Source organism: Streptomyces sp. NPDC052721 (genome assembly GCF_040678315.1).
In the GTDB taxonomy this organism is placed as follows: Bacteria; Actinomycetota; Actinomycetes; order Streptomycetales; family Streptomycetaceae; genus Streptomyces.
On record NZ_JBFATL010000081.1, the window covers coordinates 1 to 15,229 of the forward strand.

Below are 15,229 nucleotides of genomic sequence, written 5' to 3' on the forward strand. Positions count from 1 at the left end.
GAGGGCCCGGGCCCGGCACGCCGAGAGCACGCACCTGACGCCGCGCGGCCCGCCCTCCGGGCGGACGACGGGAGTTTGACGACAGGACCTAGTCCGCTCCGCCGGTCTCACGGTGGTCGCGGCAGAAACCGGCAGTGGTTCGTCCGGAACTCCTCCTACGGTGACCCGCACGACCTGGAAAAACCGACCTGGAAGAAGGGGAACCGACCATGGACATCCTGCTCATCGGCGGCCTGTGGCTGAACGGATCCGTGTGGGACCGCGTGGCGTCCACCCTGGAGTCGCTCGGCCATCGCCCGGTGCCGCTCACCCTGCCGGGCCAGGGGGACGGCTCCGCGTCGGCCACGCTGGAGGACCAGGTGGCGACGGTGCTCGCCGCGGTGGACGCGGCGCCGGACAGGCCCATGGTGGTGGGGCATTCGGCCGCCTGCACGCTGGCCTGGCTGGCCGCCGACCGGCGGCCGGAGCGGCTGGCCGGGGTCGCTCTCATCGGCGGCTTCCCGTTCTCCGACGGCCACACGTACGCCGACTTCTTCGAGGAGCGCGACGGCGTCGTGCCCTTCCCGGGCTGGGGCCCCTTCGAGGGGCCGGAGATCGCCGACCTGGACGACGAGGCCAGGCGCGACCTGGCGGCCGACGCGATCCCCGTACCCGCGGCCGTGACCAAGGGTGTGGTGCGGCTGGCGGACGAACGGCGCTTCGACGTCCCGGTCGTGGTCGTGTGCCCGGAATTCACGCCCGCACAGGCGCGGGAGTGGATCGACGGCGGTGACGTCCCGGAGCTCGCCCGGGCCGGACACGTCGACTTCGCCGACATCGACGCGGGCCACTGGCCGATGGTCTCCCAGCCCGCCGAGCTGGCCCGGATCCTGGCCGCGGCGGCCGACGCGGCCTGAGGGGCGCACCGCCGGGCACGAGCAGGACACCGGCCGGCCCTCTCCCGCTCAGCGCCGCTCCGCCATCAGCCGCGACCCCGTCAGCCGTTCGCCGAACACGTCGTCCGGGTTGGACAGCACGCACGTCTCCATCGACAGGCAGCCGCATCCGATGCAGTCGGTGAGGTGGTCGCGCAGGCGGTTCAGCTGCTGGATGCGCTCGTCCAGTTCCGAGCGCCACTTCTCGGACAGGCGCGCCCAGTCCTCCCGGGTCGGCGTCCGTTCCTCCGGCAGTTCGGCCAGGGCCTCCCGGATCGTGGCGAGCGGGATGCCCACCCGCTGGGCCGCGCGGACGAAGGCGACCCGGCGCAGCGTGTCCCGGCTGTACCGGCGCTGGTTGCCGGAGGTCCGCCGACTGGAGATCAGTCCCTTGGACTCGTAGAAGTGCAGGGCGGACACCGCGGCTCCGCTGCGGGCGGACAACTGGCCGACGGTCAGCTCGTGGATCTTCTCGGGAATCTGGGGCACTCCTCAGAGATTACCCACCCGGCCGGTCCACGCCCCGTTGACATCGACCCCCCACCCGACCATGCTAAGCAGTTGCTTAGAGACGCGAGCGAGAGGCCGGGAACATGGCGGAACCGAGGACGTTCACCTCCCCCGATGGGCTGAGGGCGGCCGTGGGCGAGGAGCTGGGCCCCACCGACTGGGTGGAGATCGACCAGAAGCGGATCGACCTGTTCGCCGAGGCGACCGGGGACCACCAGTGGATCCACGTGGACCCGGAGAAGGCCGCCGCGGGACCGTTCGGGACCACCATCGCCCACGGCTACCTCACCCTGTCCCTGCTCCCGCTGTTCGGGCCGCAGCTCATCCAGGTCCAGGGCGTGAAGATGGGCGTCAACTACGGGACGAACAAGGTCCGCTTCCCCGCCCCCGTCCCCGTCGGCTCCCGGCTGCGCGCCACCGGGAGGATCACCGGCGTAGAGGACGTCACCGGCGGTGTGCAGGTGACGGTCGCGTTCACCGTGGAGCGCGAGGGCGGCGACAAGCCGGTCTGCGTCGCCGAGTCGGTGGCCCGGTACTACCTGTAGACCCGGGGGGCTACCTGGCCCCGACCATGCGCAGCACGAGGTCGGCGTAGAGCGCGCCGACCTCCTCGGGGGTGCGCGGGCCGTTCACGTTGAACCAGCGGGCCACGTCGATGCACAGCGACAGCACGGCGAGCGTGGTGCCCTGCACGTCCAGCACGTCGAACTCGCCCGAGGCCACGCCGTCCTCGATGATCCCGCGCACCTCCGCGTCGACCTGGCGGCGCAGCGCGACGATCTCCGCGCGGGCCTCGGGGCCGAGGGCGTCGAGTTCGTACTGCACGACCCGCGCGGTGGTGCGCCGGCCCGCGTGCCAGCGGACGAAGGAGCCGACCGCGTCGGCCAGCCGCTCGGCCGCGGTGCCCTCCCGCTGTGCCGCGGTGCGCAGGATGCCGAGGGCCTTGTCGTGGCCGATGCGGCTAATCCGGTGGAGCAGCTCTTCCTTGGTCTTGTAGTGGATGTAGAGCGCGGCCGGGCTCATGCCGGCGCGGCCCGCGATGTCACGGGTCGTCGTCGCGTGGTAGCCGCGCTCGGCGAAGGCCTCCACGGCCGCGACGAGCAGCCGCCGGGCCGCGTCAGGGGTGACCTCTTCCCACGGCTCCACTTCGCCGCCGGTCGTCTCCTGCGCCGTACTCATCGCTCGCTCGCCCCTCTCGGTGACAGGAGCACCACCATACCGCCGACGGTGAGCGGGCGCTTAGCGCAGCCGCTCAGAGCTTCTCGAACGGGTCGTGTTCGGCGAGCAGCTTCTCCAGCCGGGCCTGGTCGACACGGCTGACGATCTGCCCGGCCTCCTGCCGGTCCCGGATCACCTTGGCGAGGGTGAAGGCGGAGGTGACGAGGTACAGGACGGCGATCGCCAGGAAGCCGCGGACCCAGGCGCTGGCGTCGAGCCGGGCGATGCCGATGGCGGTGGCCGCCATGGCGACCGCGAAGGAGGCGACGGCCTGGCCGTAGAACGCGGCCGTGCTCTGCTGTTTGACCGGTGTGTCACTCATGGCGCCCAGCATCGGCGGCCGTGGCCCGTGCCACATCCGCCGGGGTACTCAAAACCGTGTGCGGCAGATACTCAGAAGGCCGAGACCCCGGTCAGGGAACGGCCGATGAGCAGCTTCTGGATCTGGCTGGTGCCCTCGTAGAGGGTCATCACGCGGGCGTCGCGCAGGAGCTTGCCGGCCGGGTACTCGTCGATGTAGCCGTAGCCGCCGAAGACCTGGAGGGCGTTGTTGGCGGCGCGCACCGCGGCCTCGGAGGCGAACAGCTTGGCCTTGGAGGACTCCACGGCGAACGGCTCTCCACGGTCCACGAGGTCGGCGACCCGCCAGGTCAGCAGCCGGGCCGCGTCCACGTCGACGGCGATGTCGCTGATCAGCTCCTGCACCAGCTGGTGGCCGGCGATCGGCTTGCCGAACTGCTCCCGCTCACCGGCGTACCTCACGGCCGCGTCCAGCGCGGCCTGGGCTATCCCGACACAGCCGGCGGCCACCGACATCCGCCCCTTGGCGAGCGCGGACATGGCGACGGAGAAACCCTTGCCCTCCGCGCCGAGCATCGCGGAGGCGGGCACGCGCACGTCCCGCAGGACGAGTTCGGCGGTGGCCTGGCCGCGCAGGCCGAGCTTGCCGTGGACGGTACGGCGGGTGAGGCCGGGGGTGTCGGTGGGCACGAGGAACGCGGACACGCCCTTGTGGCCGGGGGCGTCGGTGGAGCGGGCGAAGAGCAGGACGACGTCGGCCCAGGTGCCGTTGGTGATGAACATCTTGGTGCCGTTCACGACGTAGTCGTCGCCGTCGCGCACCGCCCGGGTGGTGAGGTTGCCCGCGTCGGAGCCGGTGCCGGGCTCGGTGAGGCCGAAGCAGCCGACGTACTCGCCCGCGGTCAGGCCCGGCAGCCAGCGCCGCTTCTGCTCCTCGCTCCCCCAGGCGGCGATCGTCTTGGCGACGAGCCCCAGCGAGACGGAGACGATCCCGCGGACCGAGGAGTCGCCGCGCCCCAGCTCCTCGGTGACCAGGCAGTAGGAGAGGTGATCGCCGCCGGAGCCGCCGTACTCCTCGGGAACGGTCAGACCGAGGAAGCCGACTTCGCCGAGCTTCTTCACGATGCCGCGGTCGACCTCCTCGGCGCGGTCCCAGGCGACCACGTGCGGGACTATCTCGCGCTCCACGAAGTCCCGGGCGAGTTGCCGTACGGCCGTCTGCTCCTCGCTGAGCCCCAGGTTCACCACGAGATCACCCCTACCACCGATGGATCTTGAAAGCCGTACATTTAAATTAGCACTGCTAGTTTCTGGTCGCAGCCCTACTATGTGCGCCATGGCCCGACCGCGCAAGCCCCTCCTCAGCACCGACCGGATCGTCGCCACGGCCCGGGACCTCGTGGACCGGGAGGGTCTGGCGGCCGTCTCCACGCGCCGGCTCGCGGCCGAGCTGGGGGTGAGCGGGCCCTCGCTGTACAACCACTTCCGCACCAAGGACGAGATCCTGGAGGCGGTCGCGGACTCGGTGAGCGCCCAGGTCGACCTGTCGATGTTCGAGAACGGCCGGGACTGGCGGACCGCGCTGCACGACTGGGCCGTCTCCTACCGGGCCGCCCTGCGCGACCACCCGAACATCGTCCCCGTCCTCGCCCGGGGCCCCGGCCGCCGCCCGGCCGCGCTGCGCCTGGCCGACGCGGTCTACGGCGCGATGGTCGACGCGGGCTGGCCGCCGGCCCAGGCCACCTCCATCGGCGCGCTGATGCGGTACTTCATCATGGGCTCGGCGCTCGGTTCCTTCGCCGGCGGCTTCGTGGACGACGCGAGCGCGTACGACCCCGCCGACTACCCCCACCTCGGGCAGGCCCATCTGCTCGCCGAGCAGCAGGAGAAGATCGACGAGCGGGCCTTCGAAGCGGGGCTCACCGCGCTGCTGGACGGGCTGGCGCAGCAGTACCGGCAGGTACGGGTGTGACGACGCGGTGGTCGGTGACTTCGGCCGCCGCCGAAGCGTCGCTGCCGCATGCTGGGGGCATGAGCACCGAGAATCCCCAGGCGGCCGGGTTGGCGGCGCTGGCCGGGCTGATCGCCGACCGGAGCCGGGCCGCGTGCCTGCTGGCGCTGCTGGACGGGCGGGCGTGGACGGCCGGTGAACTGGCCCGGCACGCAGGAGTGGCGGCCTCCACGCTGAGCGAGCACCTCGGCAAGCTGGTGGCCGGCGGGCTGCTCACGGAGGAACGGCAGGGGCGGCACCGGTATGTGCGGCTGGCCGACGCGCGGGTGGCGCAGGTGGTCGAGGACCTGGCCGCTCAGGTGCCCGCGGCGGTGGTACGGCGCCCCGCGCGCACCCTGCGCGAGGCGAGCGCCGGAGCCGCCCTGGCCCGGGGGCGGACCTGTTACGACCATCTCGCCGGGCGGCTCGGCATCGTGCTCACCGACGCGCTGACCCGGCGGGGGCTCTTGCGGCAGGACACCGGGTTCGCGCTGACGGACGCGGGGGTGGAGTGGTTCGGCACGGCGGGTGTCCCGCTGGACCTCGGCGGCCGGCGCCCACTGGCCCGCGCGTGCCTCGACTGGACGGAACGGCGACCGCATCTCGCCGGGGCGGCGGGGGCGGCGTTGTGCCGGCGGGCGTTCGAGGCGGGGTGGTGTGTGCGGGTGGGGTCGGGGCGGGCGGTGACGGTGACTCCCCCGGGGGAGCGGGTGTTCTCCGAACTGCTCGGCAACCCGCGTGGTGACCTGCGCTGAATCGCGGCAACCCGGGAGGGTTCGACGCTGGTGTGCCGGCCGCGGCTGTGTGGGGGCCGATAGCGCGGTTCCCCGCGCCCCTTCGGGGCGCTCGCCCTCAGAACACCACCAGCGCCCGTCCCCCCTTCCCCGCCAGCATGTTGTCGAAGGCCGTCGGGATGTCCTCCAGGGTGATCCGGTCGGTGACCAGGGTGGCGAGGTCCAGGCGGCCCTCCCTCACGTGCCCGGCGAGGAGCGGTACGTCGCGGGACGGGTCGCTGTTGCCGTAGACGCAGCCGGAGAGGGTGCGGCCCCAGTGGAAGAGCTCCAGGGCGTTGAAGGTGACCTGCTGGTCCTTGCCGCCGATGCCGACGACCGTCGTACGGCCGCCCCGGCGCGTGGACTCCCAGGCCGCGCGGATGGAGACCGCGCGGCCCACGCACTCCACGGAGACGTCGACGCCCTGCTTGCCGGTGAGGCCGCGGATCTCGCGGGGGGTGTTCTCGGAGGCGAGGACGTAGTCCGTGGCACCGGCGGCGCGGGCCAGTTCCTCCTTGTCGGAGGAGACGTCGACGGCGATGATCCGGGACGCCCCCGCGATGCGGGCCGATTGCAGCGTGGCGAGGCCGACTCCGCCGACGCCGAACACCGCGACCGTTTCACCGGACCGGACCCGCGCCGAGTGGTGCACCGCGCCGTAGCCGGTGAGGACGGCGCAGCCCAGCAGGGCGGCGTCCACCAGCGGCACCCCCTGCGGCAGCGGCAGCACGCAGGACGCGGCGACCACCGTCTCCTCGGCGAACGCGGCCACGTTCAGCCCGGGGTGCAGTTCGGTGCCGTCGGTCGTGCGGGCGTAGACGTCGGCCGCGCCGTTCAGCGCGTTGGCGCACAGCCATACCTCGCCCAGCGTGCAGGCGTGGCAACTGCCGCAGGACGGCGCCCAGTTGAGGACGACCGGGGACCCGGGTGAGACATGGGTGACGCCCTCCCCGACGGCGACGACCGTGCCCGCGCCCTCGTGGCCGAGGACGGCCGGGACCGGCACCCGCATGGTGCCGTCGGACAGGGAGAGGTCGGAGTGGCAGACGCCGGCGGCGGCGAGGCGGACCCGGACCTGTCCGGGGCCCGGGTCGGGCAGCTCGATCCCGGTGATCTCCAGCGGGGCGCCGATGGCGGGCAGGACGGCGGCTCGTACGGCCATGGGTGACGGAACTCCTCAGAACTGGAGGGACTTGGTCTGCAGGTACTCGGCGAGTCCGTGCGCGCCGAGTTCCCGGCCGACGCCGGACTGCTTGTAGCCGCCGAAGGGGGCGAGGGGGTTGAACCGGCCGCCGTTGATGTCGACCTGGCCGGTGTCCATGCGGCGCGCGAAGGCCACCGCCTCGGCCTCCTCGGCGGCCCAGACGGCGCCCGCGAGACCGTACACCGTGCCGTTGGCGATGCGCAGGGCGTCGTCCTCGTCGTCGTACCGCAGGATCGACAGGACCGGGCCGAAGATCTCCTCCTGCGCGATGGTCATCTCCGGGGTGACGTCCGCGAAGACCGTCGGGCTGACGAAGTAGCCGCGCTCGCGCGGGGATTCGGGGCCGCCCGCGACGAGGCGGGCGCCCTCGGCGATGCCCTTCTCGATGTAACCCCGTACCCGGGCCTGCTGCTTGGCGCTGACCAGCGGTCCGATGCGGTCGCCGTACTTGGCGGCGGCGGTCGCCGCGAGTTCGACGGCCTCGGCGTACCGGTCGCGGTGGACGAGCATGCGGGTCCAGGCGCTGCACGTCTGGCCGGAGTTGGACATCACGTTGGCGACACCGACGTTCACGGCCTTGGCGAGGTCGGCGCTCGGCAGGATGACGTTGGCGGACTTGCCGCCGAGTTCCAGGGCGACCTTCTTCACGGCCGCGCCGGCCACCGCGCCGATGTGCCGGCCGACCGCCGTGGAGCCGGTGAAGGAGACGAGGTCGACGCCCGGGTGCTCGGCGAGCGCCTGTCCGGCGACCGGGCCGAGACCGGTGACCAGGTTGCACACGCCCGCGGGCACGCCCGCCTCGTGCACCGCCTCGGCGAACAGCTGGGCGGTGAGCGGGGTGTCCTCGGCGGGCTTGAGGACGGTCGCGCAGCCGGCCGCGAGGGCCGGGGCGACCTTGGCGACGATCTGGTGGAGGGGGTAGTTCCAGGGGGTGATGGCGCCGACCACGCCGATCGGCTCGTGCAGGACCGTGGAGTTGCCGGCCTTCTCCTCGAAGGGGTGGCCGGCGGCCAGCTCGGCGTAGGAGCCCGCGACCGCGATCGGCACGCCCGCGTGCACGGCCTGGGAGAACGGCAGGGGCGAGCCGAGTTCCGCGGTGACCGTCTCGGCGATCTCGTCCTTGCGGGCCACGAGGACGTCCCGGAGGGCGGCCAGGCGCGCGGCGCGTTCGGCCGGGGGCGTGGCGGCCCAGGCGGGGAGCGCGGCCCGCGCGGCGCGTACGGCGTGGTCGACGTCCAGGGCCGAACCGGCCGGGACCCGGGCGATGACCTGCTCGTCGACGGGGTTGACGACCTCGATCTCGTCCCTGCTGCCGGCGGGGCGCCAGGCGCCGTCGATGTACAGGCCGTCGTGTGCCTTCATTGCTGTGTCCTCCCGGCGGGTCCGCGTCGTCCGGCACACAAACTAGCGATGATAGTTTTCCTGCGCCAGACATTCCCGGGACACGGACGTCCCGGGACATCGTCGCGAAGGGACCGGCCGGTGCGGGCACGGGGCCCCGACCGGCCGGTCCACCGGTCACCTGGTCGCGGTCAGATGGGCGAAGACCACCACGTTGCTGGTGTAGCCGGTCCGCCGGCTGAACAGGCCGCCACAGGTGAGCACCCGCAGTTCCGGGCGCCCGGTCGGGCCGTAGACCTCCTTGTCGGGGAAGCCCGCCTTGTCGTAGACCTTCACCCGGTCCACGGAGTAGACGGCGATGCGGCCGTCCGCCCGCCCGACCTCGATGGGCTTGCCCGGCTTGATCTGGGCGAGACCGGCGAAGACGGCGGGTCCGGTGCGGGTGTCGCGGTGGCCGACGGCGACGGCGGTGCCGGCCTCGCCGGGCGTGGGACCGCCCTGGTACCAGCCGACCAGCCGCGGTCTGTCGACGGGAGGTGTCTCCAGTTCCTGGTTCCGGTCGAGGCGGAGCGGGGTGACCGGGGCGTCGACGCCCAGGGAGGGGACGCGGAAGGACGTCGGCCGGGACCGGGGCAGCGGGCGGGGCGGCGGAGGGGCGGAGGCCGAATCGGCGCGGGAGGAGTCCGTACCGGCCGCCACGGCGTGCGAGCCGGCCCCTGCCGCTCCGCCCGACCCGCAGCGCGACCCCACCGTCACCAGGACGAACACCAGCAGGGCCGTCCTGGCGAGACGGTAGGCGCGGGTCCGGTACCAGGGCCTGCGTCGGTACCTACGCGGCGCCATGGGGCCGCCGGCGGATCAGCCGGACGTACACGACACCGCAGACGGCGATCAGACCCACGGCACCCGCGGCGGCCACCGGGGAGTAGGCGGCGGCCGTGTCGATGAGACCGCCGCCGCCCGCGTGCACCCCGCCCTTGGGGCCGTTCGGGTCGCCCCCGCCCCAGGACGCGTCGTTGGTGTGCTGACCGTCGGAGATCTGCCCGCCCGGGCCGCGCTCCCCCTCGTGGCGCCCGTCCCTGCAGTTGACGCGGAAGACCTTCTCCTTCAGGGCGGCGGGGGTACCCACGATCCAGCTGATCTTGTACTGACCGTCCGCAAGGCCCAGCGGGTCGGTGTGCCCGGCACCCCCGGCGAGCTGGATGGTGCCGGCGACGGTGGCGGCGGTGGGGAGCGGGGGCTGCGGAGTGATGGTGTAGGCGATGCTGGTGAGCGTGTCGAAGTTGACCGCCTCCAGATAGAACCTGCAGACCACGGGATCGTCCTTGGCCGACCCCACGAGCGGCGTCCCGTGGAGGTGCCGTTCGTCGTGAATCCTGATGTCGCCGTTCTCCCCCTGGGCCATCGCGCTCGGCGCCGCCACCCATGACGCGCCCGCCGCGGCGAGGGCGGTGAGGACGACTGTGGCGCCCGCGCGGGAGCCGACGGCACGTGGGAGTGTCAGGGTGGGCATGCGCAATCCTCCGAGTTCAGGCGATTTTCATACAAATCGCTCTTTCGCCTGGACTCTGCTTCATGGGCCGCGCAGCCCACGGCACTGACGCCCGACGCGCCGTCAGAGATCGCTCGTGCGGCGCAATCCCGGGCGCTTCGGCCGCTTCCCGGTCACCCGCCCGGACGACCCCCCGGGCCGGCCCGGCGAGCGCAGCGCCACTCCCGACGACACCAGCAGCAGCGCCCCCAGCATCACGAACGGCGCAGCCACACCCGCCAGACCGGCGACCAGACCCGCGGCGGCCGGGGCGGCGACCTGGCCCAGCCGGTTGCCCGTCAGCCGCAGGGCGAGCGCGGTGGAGCGGGCCTCAGCCGGCGCGGCCTGCACCACCGTCGTCATCGACAGCGGCTGACCCACGCCCAGGCAGAAGCCGAGGACCGTGAGCATCGCGCCCAGCGCCCACACCGGCACCGGCAGCGCCACCCCCGCGCACAGCAGGGCCGCCAGCAGGCAAGTCACGGTGAGCAGCGCGGGCCGGCCGAGCAGCCGCAGCAGCGGGGTGAGGACGAGCCGGCAGGCGATGGTGGCGCCGGCCCGGAGACTGAGCAGGACGCCGATCACCGAGGGTGCGATGCCCCGGTGCTCGCCGACCACCGGCAGGTAGGCGGTGAGGATGTCGGTCGCGGACAGCACCGACAGGCTGATCAGCATGCCCGCGGGTACGCCCCGGGCGCGCAGGATGCCGCCGACCGGTACCCGCCCGCCGCCGCGCGCGCGGGAGGTGACGGCCGTACGGTCCTCGATGCGCCACAGCGAGGTGAACGCGACCGCCGCGCCCGCGCCCGCCACCACGAGGGCGAGCGCGCTGCTGCGGGCCATGTCGGGGCCGCCGATGAGGGCGCCCGCGGCGACGGGACCGATGAGCTGGCCGAGGGAGGCGCCGATGGTGAAGTGGCCGAAGTTGCGGTCCTGTTCGTGCGGCGCGGACTGACGGGCCACCAGCGACTGCGCGCCGATCACGAAGCAGAGGTGGCCGAGTCCCATCACCCCGCTCCACACGGCCATCGCCCACAGCGAGCCGGCGAGCCCGCTGAGCGCGCAGCCGGCGGCGATGAGGACGACACCGGCCGGCAGCAGGGGCGCGCAGCGGCCGTGGTCGGTGCGGCGGCCGAGCGGTACGGCGGCGAACAGCGGCAGCAGCGCGTAGACGCCGGCGATGACACCCACCGCCCGTTCGTCGGCGCCCAGCGCGAGGGCCCGGTAGGAGACGGCGGGCCGGGCCATCGACACCGCCCCCTGCGCGCAGCCGAAGGCGATGACGAGGCGGAGCAGCCAGCCGCGGTTCCCACCGGGCCCCATGACGTCCTCCAGAGGAGATCAGATGATGCCGAACAGGAGGCCCGCGCCGAGGACCACGAGTGAGGTGAGCGCGGCCCACTTGACCACGAACCGGGTGTGGTCGCCGAACTCCACCTTGGCCATGCCGACCAGGACGTACACGGCCGGGACGAGCGGGCTGGACATGTGCAGGGGCTGGCCGATGATCGAGGCGCGGGCGATCTCCACCGCGGAGACGCCGTGCGCCTGGCCCGCCTCGGCGAGCACCGGCAGGACGCCGAAGTAGAAGCCGTCGTTGGACATGAAGTAGGTGAGCGGGATGCTCAGCACGCCGGTGACGAGGGCCATGTGCGGGCCCATGCCGGCGGGGATGTTGTCCACCAGCCACGTGGCCATGTGGTCGACCATGCCGGTGCCCTGCAGGACGCCGGTGAAGACGGCGGCGGCGAACACCATGCCGGAGACGTTGAGGACGTTCTCGGCGTGGGCGGCGATCCGGGCCTTCTGGTCCGGCATGTGCGGGAAGTTGACGGTCAGGGCGAGGGCGGCGCCGAGCAGGAACAGCACCGGGATCGGCAGCCACTCCATGATCATGGCGGTGAGCAGGGCGAACGTGAGCAGCGCGTTGAACCAGTAGAGCCTGGGGCGCAGCGTGGCGCGGTCCGGGTCCAGGCCCTGGAAGCTCTCGCCCTCGGGCTCGTCGGGCAGGTCCACGCCCGGGCCGGAACCGCCGGCCTTCTGCACGTCCTTGCCGGACCCGGCGCCGACCAGCACCGTCTCGGTCTCCTCCACCAGCACCTCGTCCAGCGTGAGCACACCGAGCCGCTTGCGCTCGCGGCGGCCGAGGACGTAGGAGAGGGCGAAGACGAACAGCAGGCCCATGGCGAGGGCCGGGATCATCGGCACGAAGATGTCGCTGGCGTCGAGCTTCAGCGCGGTGGCGGCGCGGGCGGTGGGGCCGCCCCACGGCAGCGTGTTCATCACGCCGTTGGCCATGGCGGCGACGCCGGTCATCACGACCAGGGACATCTTCAGGCGCTTGTACAGCGGGTACATCGCCGAGACGGTGATCATGAAGGTGGTGGAGCCGTCGCCGTCCAGGGAGACGATCGCGGCGAGGACCGCCGTGCCGACCACGATCCGCAGCGGGTCGGCCTTGCAGAACCTGAGAATGCCCCGCACGACCGGGTCGAAGAGGCCGACGTCGATCATCACACCGAAGTAGACGATCGCGAACATGAGCATCGCCGCGGTGGGGGCGAGGCCGGTGACGCCGTCGATGACGTAGTCACCGAGCTTGGCGCCCTTGCCCACGAACACACAGAAGAGCGCGGGTATGAGCACGAGCGCCGCGATCGGCGACATCTTCTTCAGCATGATCAGGACCAGGAAGGTCGCGATCATGGTGAAGCCGAGGATGGTCAGCATGAATGGATTACCTAACGTTCGCCCTTGAACATCCCACCTGGGGGTCGGCGGTGCGATGACGTTAGGTCCGTTCAAACGGCGTTAACAAGACGTTGACGCGCGAGCAATAAGCGCAAAACTCCAGGTCACAGCAGTGCTACGAGTTCGACGGGTACGCCGTTGAGGACCGCGTTGCCCGACAGCGGGTCGAGGAGGCTGCCGTCGAGCAGCTGGTTGACGTTGACGCCGGGGTCGGTGGAGGCATGGCTCAGCCGGGTGCCGGGCCGGTCGTGGCCCCAGCCGTGCGGCAGGCTCACCACACCGGGCCGGACGCCGTCGGTGACCTCGGCGGGGACCACCACCTCTCCCCCGGCTCCCTTGACGCGGACGTCCGCGCCGTCCCGGACACCGAGGCGGGCCGCGTCCTCGGGGTGGATGTGCACGGTGCAGCGGTTGCTGCCGCCGGTGAGCGCGGGCACGTTGTGCATCCAGCTGTTGTTGGAGCGCAGATGGCGGCGGCCGACGAGGACGAGGCCCACGGGCCGCTCACGCAGGGCCGCGCGGAGCCGGGGGAGGTCGCCGGCGATGGGCCCGGGCAGCAGCTCGATCTTGCCGCTGCGGGTCTTCAGCGGCTGCGGCAGGCGCGGGCGCAGCGGGCCGAGGTCGATGCCGTGCGGGTGGGCGAGCAGCCTCTCCAGGGTCAGCCCGTCGGGGCGGGCGCCGAAACCGTCGCCGTACGGGCCGAGGCGCAGCATCATGTCGAGCCGCCGCTCGGGGCCGTTGTCGCCGGTCAGCTGGGCGGCGAGGTCGTGCGGGTCGCGGCCGTGCACCGGCCCGTGCGCGTCCTGGACGGCCTTGCCGAGGGTCTGGTCGATGACCGTCGCGTCGACGGCGCCGGGGTCGGCACCGTGCTTCCCCGTGGCGGCCAGGATCAGCCGGGCGAGGATCTCGGTCTCCGCCATGCGGCCCGGCTCCAGCGGGACGGCGGGGCGGGTGTAGCGGACCTGGTTGCGCACGGCCAGGGCGTTGAAGGCGAAGTCGTGGTGCGGGCTCTGCGAGGGCGGGGGCGGGGGCAGGACGACGTGGGCGTGGCGCGACGTCTCGTTCAGGTACGGGTCGACGCTGACCATGAAGTCCAGGGTGTCCAGGGCCTTGTCGAGCCGGTCGCCGTCGGGCGCGGACAGCACGGGGTTGGCGGCGACGGCGATCAGCGCGCGGACCGGCGTTCCCTCGTCGGTCGCGGTGTCGATCTCCTCGGCGAGCGCGGCGAGCGGCAACTCCCCCTTCGCCTCCGGGTGTCCGCTCACCCGGGAGTGCCAGCGGCCGAGCGCGAAGCCACGGCCGGGGCCCGCCGGGCGGGGCGTCCTGTCGGTGGCGGCCTGTGGGAAGAGCGCGCCGCCGGGCCGGTCCAGGTTGCCGGTGAGGATGTTCAGGACGTCGACCAGCCAGCTGGCCAGGGTGCCGTGCGGGACGGTGCAGCTGCCGATGCGGGCGTAGACGGCGGCGGCCGGGGCGGCGGCGAGCTCGCGGGCGAGGGTGCGGATGACACCGGCGTCCAGGTCGCAGGCGGGCGCCACGGCCTCCGGGGTGAAGTCACCGATGGCGTCCCGGAGTCGGTCGAGACCCTGGACGTGCGGGGCGAGGTGCTTGAGGTCGGTCAGGTCCTCCGCGAAGAGGGTGTGGGCCAGCGCGGCGAGCAACAGGGCATCGGTGCCGGGGCGTATGGCGAGATGGCGGTCGGCGAGCTTCGCGGTGCGGGTGCGGCGCGGGTCCACGACGGTGAGCCGGCCGCCGCGCGCCTTGAGGGCCTTGAGCCTGCCGGGGAAGTCGGGGGCGGTGCACAGACTGCCGTTCGACTCCAGGGGGTTGGCGCCGATGAGCAGCAGGTGGTCGGTGTGGTCCAGGTCCGGCACCGGGATGGCGCCCGCGTCGCCGAACAGCAGTCCGCTGGAGACGTGCTTGGGCATCTGGTCGACCGTGGAGGCGGTGAACAGGCTGCGGGTGCGCAGGGCGCCGAGCAGGACCGGCGGGTAGAGGGCGCCGGCCATGGTGTGCACGTTGGGGTTGCCGAGGACCACGCCCACGGCGTCGGGGCCGTACCGCTCCACGACCGGGCGCAGGCCCGCGGCGACCGCGTCGAAGGCCTCCTCCCAGCCGGCCTCGCGCAGGCTGCCGTTCTCCCGGACGAGCGGGGTGCGCAGGCGGTCGGGGTCGCCGTCGACGGCACCGAAGGCGGCGCCCTTGGGGCAGATGAACCCCTTGCTGAAGACGTCGTCCCGGTCGCCTCGGGCGCCGGTGACGCGGGTGCCCTCGACGGTGAGGGTCAGCCCGCAGGTGGCCTCGCACAGGGGGCAGATTCGCAGGGCGGTGCGGGACACGGGTCCTCCCGGAGGGGTCGGCGGCGGGGTCGCCCGCACACGAGCGGGCGGACCGGCTGGAGGCGAGCATACCGACCGGTATGCATGCTGGGGAGGCCCCGCGCGTGACCCGTCCACCCCGGCGAGCCTTTCGGCCGACGCGCGCCGGCCGTCGGGCGACATGTCGGCCGGCGCGCAGCGGCCGTGGGGGGGCCCCCCCCCCCCGGCCCAGCGCCCGGGGGGGGGCCCCCCCGCCGGCGCGCCACGCCGCGATTGGGGGGTTGGGGGGGGGGACGGGGCGCGCAGGCAGTGCGCGTACGTCACCGCGCACATCGCGCGACCCCGCCCTGCCCGCTGCCGAGGACGCCGCTGCCGACGCGGC

Annotated in this window: 15 protein-coding genes; 4 read left to right on the forward strand and 11 right to left on the reverse strand. The window is 73.1% G+C overall.

Annotated elements, in window-relative coordinates:
• The first annotated feature begins 209 nt into the window (after positions 1-209).
• Positions 210-896, forward strand: a complete 687-nt coding sequence (locus tag AB0L21_RS38695) for an alpha/beta fold hydrolase (RefSeq protein WP_365705195.1) — start codon at positions 210-212, stop codon at positions 894-896.
• A gap of 48 nt (positions 897-944) precedes the next feature.
• Here AB0L21_RS38695 and soxR read toward each other — a convergent pair whose 3' ends face one another.
• The gene (gene soxR, locus AB0L21_RS38700; RefSeq protein ID WP_365705197.1) at positions 945-1,403 is read right to left on the reverse strand and encodes a redox-sensitive transcriptional activator SoxR; all 459 of its coding nucleotides are present in this window, start codon (positions 1,401-1,403) and stop codon (positions 945-947) included.
• Between the two features lie 104 nt (positions 1,404-1,507).
• Here soxR and AB0L21_RS38705 point away from each other — a divergent pair, with 104 nt between their 5' ends.
• The gene (locus AB0L21_RS38705; protein WP_365705199.1) at positions 1,508-1,969 is read left to right on the forward strand and encodes a MaoC family dehydratase; all 462 of its coding nucleotides are present in this window, start codon (positions 1,508-1,510) and stop codon (positions 1,967-1,969) included.
• Positions 1,970-1,979: 10 nt separating this feature from the next.
• Here the strand turns inward: AB0L21_RS38705 and AB0L21_RS38710 are convergent, their stop codons facing one another.
• The 3 genes from AB0L21_RS38710 to AB0L21_RS38720 all read right to left on the reverse strand — a co-directional run bounded on the left by AB0L21_RS38710 (position 1,980) and on the right by AB0L21_RS38720 (position 4,187).
• Positions 1,980-2,603, reverse strand: coding sequence for a TetR/AcrR family transcriptional regulator (locus AB0L21_RS38710; protein ID WP_365705201.1), 624 nt, complete (start codon positions 2,601-2,603; stop codon positions 1,980-1,982).
• Between the two features lie 73 nt (positions 2,604-2,676).
• Positions 2,677-2,964 (reverse strand): YiaA/YiaB family inner membrane protein, encoded by a 288-nt coding sequence (locus AB0L21_RS38715; RefSeq protein ID WP_041665905.1) that lies wholly within the window; start codon positions 2,962-2,964, stop codon positions 2,677-2,679.
• A gap of 71 nt (positions 2,965-3,035) precedes the next feature.
• Positions 3,036-4,187 (reverse strand): acyl-CoA dehydrogenase family protein, encoded by a 1,152-nt coding sequence (locus AB0L21_RS38720; RefSeq protein ID WP_365788677.1) that lies wholly within the window; start codon positions 4,185-4,187, stop codon positions 3,036-3,038.
• A 91-nt stretch (positions 4,188-4,278) separates the two neighbouring features.
• On the opposite strand from AB0L21_RS38720, the gene AB0L21_RS38725 reads away from it, so the two are divergent.
• Positions 4,279-4,914: a TetR/AcrR family transcriptional regulator gene (locus AB0L21_RS38725; RefSeq protein WP_365705203.1), complete on the forward strand. Its 636-nt coding sequence runs from the start codon at positions 4,279-4,281 to the stop codon at positions 4,912-4,914.
• Between the two features lie 59 nt (positions 4,915-4,973).
• Positions 4,974-5,687: a winged helix-turn-helix domain-containing protein gene (locus tag AB0L21_RS38730; RefSeq protein WP_365788672.1), complete on the forward strand. Its 714-nt coding sequence runs from the start codon at positions 4,974-4,976 to the stop codon at positions 5,685-5,687.
• 97 nt (positions 5,688-5,784) lie between these two features.
• Here the strand turns inward: AB0L21_RS38730 and AB0L21_RS38735 are convergent, their stop codons facing one another.
• From AB0L21_RS38735 to AB0L21_RS38765, 7 genes are all read right to left on the reverse strand, one after another.
• Positions 5,785-6,867, reverse strand: coding sequence for a Zn-dependent alcohol dehydrogenase (locus AB0L21_RS38735; protein WP_365788673.1), 1,083 nt, complete (start codon positions 6,865-6,867; stop codon positions 5,785-5,787).
• 15 nt (positions 6,868-6,882) lie between these two features.
• Positions 6,883-8,271: an aldehyde dehydrogenase family protein gene (locus AB0L21_RS38740; RefSeq protein WP_365788674.1), complete on the reverse strand. Its 1,389-nt coding sequence runs from the start codon at positions 8,269-8,271 to the stop codon at positions 6,883-6,885.
• 156 nt (positions 8,272-8,427) lie between these two features.
• Positions 8,428-9,093, reverse strand: coding sequence for a class F sortase (locus tag AB0L21_RS38745; protein WP_365705211.1), 666 nt, complete (start codon positions 9,091-9,093; stop codon positions 8,428-8,430).
• Complete coding sequence (locus AB0L21_RS38750; RefSeq protein ID WP_365705214.1) at positions 9,080-9,763, reverse strand: hypothetical protein; 684 nt, start codon at positions 9,761-9,763, stop codon at positions 9,080-9,082. The genes AB0L21_RS38745 and AB0L21_RS38750 overlap by 14 nt, the downstream gene beginning before the upstream one ends.
• Positions 9,764-9,865: 102 nt before the next feature.
• On the reverse strand, positions 9,866-11,104 hold the full coding sequence (locus AB0L21_RS38755) for an MFS transporter (RefSeq protein ID WP_365705216.1): 1,239 nt from the start codon (positions 11,102-11,104) through the stop codon (positions 9,866-9,868).
• Between the two features lie 18 nt (positions 11,105-11,122).
• Positions 11,123-12,511, reverse strand: a complete 1,389-nt coding sequence (locus AB0L21_RS38760; RefSeq protein ID WP_365788675.1) for a citrate:proton symporter — start codon at positions 12,509-12,511, stop codon at positions 11,123-11,125.
• 125 nt (positions 12,512-12,636) lie between these two features.
• Positions 12,637-14,868 (reverse strand): molybdopterin oxidoreductase family protein, encoded by a 2,232-nt coding sequence (locus AB0L21_RS38765; protein WP_365788676.1) that lies wholly within the window; start codon positions 14,866-14,868, stop codon positions 12,637-12,639.
• Positions 14,869-15,229: the final 361 nt, after the last annotated feature.

Bases quoted from the DNA above. Each gene is read 5' to 3' on its own strand.
- AB0L21_RS38755 (WP_365705216.1), bottom strand. From the start codon at position 11,104: ATGGGGCCCGGTGGGAACCGCGGCTGGCTGCTCCGCCTCGTCATCGCC.
- AB0L21_RS38735 (WP_365788673.1), bottom strand. From the start codon at position 6,867: ATGGCCGTACGAGCCGCCGTCCTGCCCGCCATCGGCGCCCCGCTGGAG.
- AB0L21_RS38705 (WP_365705199.1), top strand. From the start codon at position 1,508: ATGGCGGAACCGAGGACGTTCACCTCCCCCGATGGGCTGAGGGCGGCC.
- AB0L21_RS38695 (WP_365705195.1), top strand. From the start codon at position 210: ATGGACATCCTGCTCATCGGCGGCCTGTGGCTGAACGGATCCGTGTGG.
- AB0L21_RS38760 (WP_365788675.1), bottom strand. From the start codon at position 12,511: ATGCTGACCATCCTCGGCTTCACCATGATCGCGACCTTCCTGGTCCTG.
- AB0L21_RS38730 (WP_365788672.1), top strand. From the start codon at position 4,974: ATGAGCACCGAGAATCCCCAGGCGGCCGGGTTGGCGGCGCTGGCCGGG.
- AB0L21_RS38750 (WP_365705214.1), bottom strand. From the start codon at position 9,763: ATGCCCACCCTGACACTCCCACGTGCCGTCGGCTCCCGCGCGGGCGCC.
- AB0L21_RS38745 (WP_365705211.1), bottom strand. From the start codon at position 9,093: ATGGCGCCGCGTAGGTACCGACGCAGGCCCTGGTACCGGACCCGCGCC.
- AB0L21_RS38725 (WP_365705203.1), top strand. From the start codon at position 4,279: ATGGCCCGACCGCGCAAGCCCCTCCTCAGCACCGACCGGATCGTCGCC.
- AB0L21_RS38715 (WP_041665905.1), bottom strand. From the start codon at position 2,964: ATGAGTGACACACCGGTCAAACAGCAGAGCACGGCCGCGTTCTACGGC.
- AB0L21_RS38740 (WP_365788674.1), bottom strand. From the start codon at position 8,271: ATGAAGGCACACGACGGCCTGTACATCGACGGCGCCTGGCGCCCCGCC.
- AB0L21_RS38710 (WP_365705201.1), bottom strand. From the start codon at position 2,603: ATGAGTACGGCGCAGGAGACGACCGGCGGCGAAGTGGAGCCGTGGGAA.